Consider the following 7,347-nt stretch of genomic DNA (forward strand, 5'->3'; position numbering starts at 1 on the left):
GATCGCGGACAAATACCGCGCGAATGCGCGCTTTCCACGGGAATCACGCCGGGACGGTCGGGGCGCGGTCACCAGGGTCCCGAGGTCGGCTGCCGGAACGCGCGGATGCGGTCGGCCAGTGCGCGGGCACCGCGGTGGGAACGCCGCCGCTCGGCCTCGTTGCGCAGCGGCCGCAACCGCTCGGCGGTGCGGGCGGACACCAACCGCTCGCACAGGTCGACCGCGCGCCCGCCCGCCTCCACCGCGTCGTCCACCCGGTCGTCGAGCAGGTGGCACACGGCCAACGAGATCAGGCCGAACGCCCGGCCACGCGCCCTGTCGCCCCCGTAACCCGCCACCGCCGCGGCCAGCAGCGGCACCGCGAGGCGCGCGTACCGGGGGTCGACCACCACCGCCAGCTCGGTGCGCACCATCCCCGCCACCACCGAGAGGTCCGCGGAGGCGGCGGACAGCGGCCCCGTCGCACCCGGCGCCCCGGCGAGGTCGCCCTCGACCTCCGCGAGCAGGGCCACCGCCTTCGCCTCCTGCCCCAACCGCGCCCACGCCCACGCCGTGTTCACCCCGAGCAGGGCCGCCACCCGCGACGAACCGCCCGCCTGCGACGAGCCACCCGCCTCCGCCGCCAACCCGCCGAGCCGGAACTCCGCCAACGCCCGGGACGGCTCGCGGTGGTGCAACCACAACCGGCCCACCCGGCAGTACACCTCGGCCGTCAACGCCCCGTCCCCCACCGACGCCGCCAACGTCACCGCGGTGTTGAAGTACCCCAGGGCCGCGCCCACCATCCCGGTGTCGAACGCCGCCCACCCGGCCGCGCTGTGCAGGTCCGCCACCGCCGTGCGCAACCGCACCCCGTCGAGCCCGGGGGCGGAGAAGTCCAACAGCCCCAACGCGGAAGGCAGACGACCCACCGCCGCGTCCCGGGCGAGAGCGCCGCCGTACCGGCGGTCCAGGGCCCGCACCTCACCGGTGAACGCCTCCAGGCCCGCGACGGACGAGACGTCCGGTCCCGCCGGCGGCGCGCGGTGGGGACCACCGACGGCCTCGTGTGCGCGGTCGGGCACCTGCCACCTCCGGACGCCGAAGAAACGCGGTCTGCCGGGGGCCGGGGCAACCGCGACGATCCTGTCACGCTTCCCCGATCGGGGAAGCGCCGGGACCCGGGTGCCGCGACGGCGCGACCGTCTCCGGACCGGGGGTCGGCGTGCTCCCCGTGCCGGTCGACGCGGCCGGGCCGGAAGTACGCCGCCGGGCCGGGAACGCGCGATCCGCGACCCACCGGCGGCCCCGTCGTGCCCGGTCGGCGCGGGACGTGTGGTTGGGTGGACCCCCGAGTGGTCGGAGGTCGCCGTGGACGGTGACGTGGTCGGAGCGGATGACGTGCTAGCAGCAGCCGAGAGCGCACCCCCGGTGGAGTCGGTCGAGGTCGTCGCACGCGACCTCGCCAAGCGGTACGGCGCCTTCGACGTGTCGTTCCTGCTGGTCGACCTCGTCGACGAACAACTCGTGCGGCTGACCTCGACCGCACAGGCCCCCGACGGGCGGAGCGCGGAACGGGTCGACCTGCGCGGCAGCGCCTACGAGGAGGTCCTGCGCACCCAGCGGCCGTGGCAGGAGCACGACAGCGACGGGGCCCGGGTGGTGCTGCCGGTGACCAACCGCGGCGACTGCGTCGGCGTGCTGGAGGTGACCGTGCCCTCCCTGGACGAGAAGATGCTGGAACAGCTGGCCGAGGCCGCGCACGCACTGGCCTACGTCATCGTCACCGACCGCCGCTTCACCGACTACTACCACTCCGGCCGGCGCACCACGACCATGAGCCTGGCCGCCGAGATCCAGCACCAGCTGCTGCCCTCGGCCTCGTGCTGCGAAGCGGGCCAGTTCACCGTCGCCGCCGCCCTGGTGCCCGCCGACGACATCGGCGGCGACACCTACGACTACTCCCTGGACCGCGACACCCTGCACCTGTCGATCACCGACGCGGTCGGCCACGACGTCGCCTCGGCGCTGACCGCGACGCTGCTGGTCGGCGCGCTGCGCGGGGCCCGCCGGGCGGGCTGCGACCTGGCCGAGCAGGCCGAACGGGCCAACCAGGCGCTGCTGGACCACGGCCACGGGTCCTTGGCGACCGGGATGCTGCTGCGCGTGGACCTGCGCGGGGGCGAGGTGGACCTGGTCAACGCCGGCCACCCCGCCCCGCTGCTGCTGCGCGACGGCGTGGTGGAGCCGGTCGAGCTGGAGGTCGACCTGCTCTTCGGCGTCATCCCGTACCGGTACCGGGTGCAGCGGCTGGAGCTGCGCCCCGGCGACCGGCTGGTGCTGATCACCGACGGCATGTTCGAGCGCGACGCCGTCGACGCGGACCTGCCCGCGCTGATCCGCGACACCGGGGAACTGCACTCCCGGGAGGTCGTGCGCGCGGTGACCAGGGCGGTGCGGCGAGCCTGCGGCGACCACCTCCAGGACGACGCCACCGTGCTCTGCCTGGACTGGCACGGGACCGGCCGCACCGAACGCCAAGCGGACAACGGGGCCGACACCGACACCGCCTCGCCCGCCCGGGACGGCGAGGACGGAACTCGCTGACAGCCCGCACGGGCACGTCCGGCACGGGCACGTCCCGATCCGCCACCGCCCGCTCCCGGCTTAGCGCCGCCCGTTCCCGCTCCCGGCCCAGTGCCGCCCCCTCCCGGCCCGGTGCCGGTGGGTTCCGATCCGGCACTGCCGGGTTCCGACAATCGGGTGGGGTTCGCCGGAGTCCGCCGACGCGCCGTGCGCACGGCGGTCGGATGCGGTAGCGATGACGAGGTGGACCCGCCCCCTCCCGCCCAGAACGGCCCGCCCGTTCCCCGCGCGGGCCTGTCGTTGTCGGCCCGGTCGCACGGTGACGCGGTGTTGCTCTCCCCCACCGGCCGACTCGACCTGTCGACCTACGCACGGCTGCGCGACGGGCTGCTCAAGCACCTGGTCGACCAGCCACGCGCGGTGGTCGTCGGTCTCGGCCCCGAGCTCGACATCGGCAGCGACAGCCTGACCAGCGTGTTCGTCTCGGTCTGGACGCGCAGCCGGCCCTGGTCCGACACCCCGCTGCTGCTGGTCGCCACCACCGCCGGACACCGCAGCACGCTCGCCCGCAACGGCGTCCCCCGGTTCCTGCCCTGCTTCGACCGGTTGACCGCGGCCCTGGACGCCGTGGAGAACCCGCCACCGCGGCAACGGGACCAGGCGCAACTCCCCCTCGACGCCGACACCGAACACCTCGCCCGCGACTTCACCCGGCGCACCTGCCACCGGTGGCGGGGCCTGCACGACATCACGCCGCGCGCCGTGCTGCTGGCCGGCGAACTGACCGGCCTGGCACGGTCCACCGCGGCCTCCGGCACCACGCTGGTCCTGCTGCTGGAACGCCGACCCGCGCACCTCTCCATCACCGTGCGCTGCGTCGGCGCCACGTCGACCCACCCCGTCACCGCACCAGACCTGACCAGGGCACAACGGCTGAGCACCGCCCACGGCACGGTCCGCACCCCCGACGGCGCCGTCATCTGGGCCACCATCGGCCTCGACCGCCACCGGATCTGAACGCCGGCGCGAGCCGCGCGACAAGAGGGGGACGCGCCCCCGGTCAGCCCGTGCCGAAGACCGCGAAGGAGGCCCAGGGTGCCCGACGACCACCGTCCTCTGCCGCGGCCGGGTCAACTCGTCGGTGAGGATCGCCCCCGCCGTCTGCCGCACAACCGCTGCGCCACACCGAGATCGACCCCGACCACGTGTCGCTGCGTCTGCTGCCACAGCCCGTAGAACCCCAGCGCGCGGTAGTCGTCGCGGAACAACGGCACGCACCCGCGCCACACCCCGCGTTCATCGGTCGACCACACCTGCCGGATGCGCACCCGGATCACGCGCAGCCGGTCACCTTCGCCAACTCCGGCCGCGCGCACAGTTCCCCGACGACGCGTTCGGCGTCGGTGTCGAAGACGTGGAAGTAGCGGTACCGGCCGTCGGTCAGCACGACCGCCCTGCGGCTGTCGGTGGTGAACGACAGATCACGCACCCGGTCCGCGGAGAAGAGGTCCAGGGTCGAGGTCGCCGCGGCGTGGAGCCCGGTCAGGTCCCAGAAGGTCACCTCGCGGTCGTGCTGGACGGCCAGCACGCTCCCGTCACCGCTCAACGCGATCCTGTTGGTCACCTGGCTCAAGCCGGGAACCCTGGCCACCTCGCGCCCGTCGGCGACCCGGTAGACGGAAGCGTGGTCGCCGGCGTCGTCGTGCAGAGCCAGGAACCCGCCGTCCTGGCTGAACACCGGCGGCACGCCGGTGTGGAAGTGCGGGAACGCGACGCGTTCCCTCAGCGATCCGTCACCGCCGAGGTCCAGCAGTCGAGTGGTCGAACCAACGGGTCGCACCTCCTCTACGAGCACCACCGGGTCGGTCGGGCTGAACACCGCGTACCGGGCGGCGGGCAGGTCGGTCGACACCGGCCGGGCCGGGTCGGTGAGGTCCCACAGCGTGATCCGGTCCGTCTCCCGCCACTCCGGCAGCACGGCGGCACTCAGCGGCGTACCCAGCTCCAGGCCCCGGGTGAGCAGGAAACGACCGCTGTGGTCCAGGCCGATGGGCGACAACGGGCGCGGCAGCACCCCGACCTCGTGCGGCGCTTTCAGGTCGGTGAGGTCCCAGAGCCTGGTGCGACCGTCTTCGTCCGCGGTGACCAGGAGGCGTCCATCGCCGCTGAGGCTCCCGGTGCGGACCTCCGCGTCGAGGTGGCCCAGGCCGGTGAACGGCGTGGTCGAGGTGTCCCAGAGCCTGCGCCGGTCGTCCGCGTCCACGTGCAGGACCAACGACGAACTGAGGATCTTGCCGGTCTGGAAGACCCCGCCCTGCTCTTCGAGCGCCGTCAGCGCGCCCCGGCCGAGGTGGAACGCGGTCAACGCGGTGTAGGCGGTGAACAGGCCGGCCCTCGTCTCCAGGGTCTGGGCACCCAGGTAGGCGCGCACGCCCAGGCGCGCGGCTCCCGCCGGGTCATCGGGGGCCAGCGCCGACGCCATGGCCGCGTCGGTGAGCGCCTTGGCGTACGTCTCCCGCTCCCGGGCGGTCTGCTGCGCCCGCAGCGCCCACGTCGTCGTACCGGCCAGCACGAGCGTCACCGCGGTGAGCACCGCGGTGAGCCGCTGCAGTTGGCGCGCACGGCGCAGTTGCCCGGCACGCGCGGCGCGGTCCGCGGTGACGCCGGCGTCGAGGAACTCCTGTTCCAGCGCGCTGGGCAGACCACCCCGCTCGCGCCAGGCGACCGCCGCGTCGAGCTGGACACCACGCAGCAGCGCGCCGGGGTCCCGCCCCAACCCCGACCACGTGCGCGCGGCCTCGGCAAGCCTGCCGCGCAGGCGGATGTCCTCGCGGTCGTCGTCGAGCCAGGCCCGCAGCCTCGGCCAGGACCGGATCAGCGCCTCGTGCGCCATCTCCGCGGTGCCGCCGTCGCGGACGAGCAACCGCGCGGAGGTGAACGCGGTCAGCACCGCCACCAGGTCCGGGTCGTGCTCGACCTCGGCCACGTCGAGCCGCCGCCGGGTGTCCTCGGTGCCCTCGCCGAGCGCGACCAGCCTGCCGAACAAGGCGCGGGCGGCGGCCTGCCGGGCAGGGGACAGACTGCCGTGCACGTCCTCCGCGGTGCGGGCCACCGCACCGTCCAAGCCGCCCACCGACCGGAACCCCGCCAGCGTCAACAGGTGCCCGCTGCGACGCGCCCAGGTCTGCCGCAGCACGTGCGACAGCAGCGGCAGCACGGCGGGACGCCCGTGCGCCTGGGCCACCAGCTCGGCCAGCAGCGCCCCCTCCACCGCGCAGTCCCGCCGCTTGGCCGGGTGCACGATCGCCCGGCGCAGCTCGTCGGTGCTCATCGGCCCGACCACGACCTGACCGCCGGGCAGCGCCTCCAACAACGACGGGTGGGCGGCGCAGTGGGCGAAGAAGTCCGACCGCAGGCCCAGCACGACCCGGCACACGCTGTTCGCGGCCGACGCCGCGGTGATCAACCCCCCGACGAACACGTCGCGCTCCGCCGGGTCCGCGCAGAGGGTGAACACCTCCTCGAACTGGTCGACGACGACCACGACCTCGGCATCACCGTCTCGCGCGGCGGCCTGCAGGAGCAGGCGGTGCAGTCCGCGCCGGTCCTGCGCCCACTCCCGCGCGACCTGCCCCGCGGGCACCCCCAACAGCGGGGCGAGCGCCGCCGACGCCTGCTCGACCGGGTGCGGGCCCGGGGTGAGCACCAGCACCGGACGCCCGTCGAGCGCCGGCAGCACCCCGGCGCGCAACAACGAGGACTTCCCCGAACCGGACGCCCCGAAGACCACGACCACCCGCTGCCCGCGCAGTCGCTCCAAGGTCTGCGACACGAGCCGTTCACGACCGGCGAAAAGATCCGCCTCGTCCGGGGTGAACGCCCTCAGCCCGGGATAAGGAGCGACATCCGCGACATCAGGTGATTCGACGGGCAACGCCGGACGCGCGTTCAACTCCGCCGCGACGGAGTGCCACCGACGTTCCCACTCCTCTTCCTCCCCACCACACGCCCGCACGAAAGCGAGCGTCACCTCCAGGCTCGGCAACTTCCGCCCACCCGCCGCCTCGGAAAGCGTCGTGGCCGAGTAGTGCGCGACACGACCGAGTTTCCGATAAGAGGGCGACCCGGCGCGCACGCGAAGAAGGCGCAGGTCGACAGCGAATTGAGTCAGCGCGGAACCATCAGGCGACAACGGTTGTTCGACACGCGGCACGGCACATCCCCCATGACGTCGACCGCGGCCATTGTGCGGAGCTTTTTGTCAGGTGTCCAGTCGCCCGGCGCCTGACAACGCGCACGCCCTACACAGGTGGTGCGGACGTCCCGCAGATCGGGGGCGGGACGTCCGCACCACGATCGGAACCCGATTCGGAGGATCGAGTGACAACGAGGATGACCACCACCATCACGGCCCTCGCACTGGCGGCAGCCGGCGCGCTGGCCGCCGCCACGCCCGCGTCCGCGGCGGCGGAGGTGCCCACCCCGCTGCCCGGCGGCGTGCTGAGCATCTACGTCGACAACGTGAACACCACCGGCGTCATCCAGGTGCGGTTCCGGCGCACCGCGGTGGGCAACGTCACCGACCGGATCAACCTCGGGTGGGTGAGCCCCACCGGCCAGATGCACCTGGGACCGGCGTTCGTCAGGGTCGAGGTGGGGCAGGAGGCCGTCCACACCTGGCCGACGTGGATCGGCCCGGGGTGCAGCAAGCCCGTCATGGAGGTGAACACCGACAGCGACCCGGAACGGGAGTACCTGGTCGACAACACGAAATTCGCCTGC

At 73.7% G+C, this 7,347-nt stretch carries 5 protein-coding genes; 3 read left to right on the forward strand and 2 right to left on the reverse strand.

Going from position 1 to position 7,347, the window contains the following annotated elements; translation table 11 throughout:
- Nucleotides 1–68: 68 nt before the first annotated feature.
- Entirely contained in the window at nt 69–1,448 is a 1,380-nt protein-coding gene (locus tag ACR807_RS23650; protein ID WP_498371972.1) for an NsdA family TPR-like regulatory protein, read from the reverse strand.
- Here ACR807_RS23650 and ACR807_RS23655 point away from each other — a divergent pair.
- Nucleotides 1,381–2,586 (forward strand): PP2C family protein-serine/threonine phosphatase, encoded by a 1,206-nt coding sequence (locus ACR807_RS23655; protein ID WP_438923578.1) that lies wholly within the window; start codon nt 1,381–1,383, stop codon nt 2,584–2,586. The two genes, ACR807_RS23650 and ACR807_RS23655, sit on opposite strands and share 68 nt — an antisense overlap.
- A gap of 222 nt (nt 2,587–2,808) precedes the next feature.
- Nucleotides 2,809–3,582, forward strand: a complete 774-nt coding sequence (locus ACR807_RS23660) for an STAS domain-containing protein (RefSeq protein ID WP_438923579.1) — start codon at nt 2,809–2,811, stop codon at nt 3,580–3,582.
- 316 nt (nt 3,583–3,898) lie between these two features.
- Here ACR807_RS23660 and ACR807_RS23665 read toward each other — a convergent pair whose 3' ends face one another.
- Entirely contained in the window at nt 3,899–6,778 is a 2,880-nt protein-coding gene (locus ACR807_RS23665) for an nSTAND1 domain-containing NTPase (protein WP_438923580.1), read from the reverse strand.
- 179 nt (nt 6,779–6,957) lie between these two features.
- Here ACR807_RS23665 and ACR807_RS23670 point away from each other — a divergent pair.
- A partial coding sequence (locus tag ACR807_RS23670) for a hypothetical protein (RefSeq protein ID WP_438923581.1) occupies nt 6,958–7,347 on the forward strand: 390 nt, incomplete at its 3' end.

It is taken from the genome of Saccharothrix sabaoui (assembly GCF_051756985.1).
Classification (GTDB): Bacteria; Actinomycetota; Actinomycetes; order Mycobacteriales; family Pseudonocardiaceae; genus Actinosynnema.